This is a genomic window from Luteibacter sp. P4_E6 (assembly GCF_056401535.1).
This window is the reverse complement of sequence record NZ_JBFUJE010000721.1, coordinates 1-1,624: the sequence shown is the minus strand read 5'-3', so window position 1 is coordinate 1,624 and position 1,624 is coordinate 1. Positions and strand designations below refer to the sequence as shown.

At 66.3% G+C, this 1,624-nt stretch carries 3 protein-coding genes; 2 read left to right on the top strand and 1 reads right to left on the bottom strand.

Features of this window, described 5'->3' with window-relative positions; all coding sequences use genetic code 11:
* Both AC1DT2_RS22790 and AC1DT2_RS22785 read left to right on the top strand, forming a co-directional pair.
* A partial coding sequence (locus AC1DT2_RS22790; RefSeq protein WP_477298941.1) for a pirin family protein occupies positions 1-824 on the top strand: 824 nt, incomplete at its 5' end.
* A 13-nt stretch (positions 825-837) separates the two neighbouring features.
* A complete protein-coding gene (locus AC1DT2_RS22785) occupies positions 838-1,143 on the top strand; it encodes an Mpo1-like protein (RefSeq protein ID WP_063572144.1) in 306 nt (101 codons plus the stop codon).
* A gap of 28 nt (positions 1,144-1,171) precedes the next feature.
* Here the strand turns inward: AC1DT2_RS22785 and AC1DT2_RS22780 are convergent.
* A partial coding sequence (locus AC1DT2_RS22780) for an aminotransferase class I/II-fold pyridoxal phosphate-dependent enzyme (RefSeq protein ID WP_477298939.1) occupies positions 1,172-1,624 on the bottom strand: 453 nt, incomplete at its 5' end.

Sequence of the window (1,624 nt, the reverse complement as noted above, 5' to 3'; positions counted from 1 at the left end):
GGTTTGTCGTGCGGCGCATGCTTCCGCACCTGAAGGCCAGGCACGTCGGTCCGTTCGTCTTCTTCGACCAGATGGGCCCGGCCGCCTTTGGCGAAGACACCGGCATGGACGTGCGCCCGCACCCGCACATCGGGCTGGCCACGGTCACCTGGCTGTTCGCCGGCGCGATCCGCCACCGCGACAGTCTGGGCAGCGCCGTCGATATCCATCCGGGTGACGTGAACTGGATGACGGCGGGGCGTGGGATCGTGCACTCCGAACGCACGCCGCCGGACGAGCGTCACCATGGGCAGAACCTGCACGGCATCCAGGTGTGGGTGGCCCTGCCTAAATCCCACGAGCGCATCGATCCCGAGTTCCACCACCACGGCGCCGACACGCTGCCGAGGGTGACGCGTGATGGCGCCAGGCTGGTTGTTATTGCCGGCGATGCCTTCGGCGTAACGTCTCCCGTGCACGTCTACGCGCCGATGTTCTTCGTCGAAGCGCGTCTCGAGGCGGGAGCGACGCTGACCATGCCGGAGCAGCATGCAGAGTGGGGCGCTTATGTGGTCGAAGGAGCCGCGCGCTTTGGCGACCTCGAGCTCGGTGCGTTGGATATGGGCGTGGCCGTCGACGGCGAGCCTCCCGTGCTCACGGCTCGCGAGCCTTCCCTGATCATGCTGTTCGGCGGCGCACCACTCGATGGCGAGCGCCATCTGTGGTGGAATTTCGTCGCGAGTTCGCCGGCGTTGATCGAGGCGGCCAAGGTGGAGTGGTCGGAAGGTCGTTTTCCGATCGTTCCCGGCGATGCGTACGAGCGGATTCCCCTGCCCACGTATTGAACGGAGCTTCGTGATGGCACGCTTTGCCAGTTTCCGCGACTTCTATCCCTACTACCTGGGCGAGCACGCCGACGTCCGCTGCCGGCGCCTGCATTTCGCCGGAAGCTGGGTCGTGCTGGCGGCGCTGGCGATGCTCGTCGCCACCGGCCAGCTGCGCTGGTTAGGGCTGGCGCTGGTCGGCGGCTACGGCTTCGCATGGGTGGGGCATTTCGTCTTCGAGAAGAATCGCCCCGCCACCTTCAAGCATCCCCTGTATAGCTTGATGGGTGACTGGGCGATGTTCTGGGACATCCTGCGCGGGCGCGTCTCGTTGCACTGAGTGCAAAGGGATGCGCCCGCGCCTGAGGTCAGGCCACTTCGGTCGACAGTGATCGGGCCGCCTCTCGAGACAACCGGCGCGTGGCACTCCATGCAGGCAGGTCCAGGGCATCGCGTGCCACGCGGCACACGTCGATCAGGCGCTCCACATCGGCGTCGCTCATGCCTGCATTCAGGGTCAGGCGCAGCAATGAGCGGTTGGCCGTGGTGGCAGGCGCACTGAACACCRAACCGAACACGCCGTGGTGTTCCATGACGTCGCGCACGCGCCCGGTAAGGATCTCCACGCCGGCTTCGAACGCGACGATCTGCTCGGTGCCGTCGGCGATGGGATAGCCCAGTTCGGTCAGCTCGCTGCGCACGCGTCGCGTGACCTGCCTCAGGCGCTGGCGACGCCAGCCCTCCGACTGGATGACCCGATGCGAAGCGGAAAGACCGGCCAGTTCATGGGGCAACAGGGAGGAACTGAAGATCGCCGGGAG

What these genes read in the sequence shown, in the direction of transcription:
- AC1DT2_RS22785 (WP_063572144.1), top strand. Translation starts at nt 838, where the DNA reads ATGGCACGCTTTGCCAGTTTCCGCGACTTCTATCCCTACTACCTGGGC.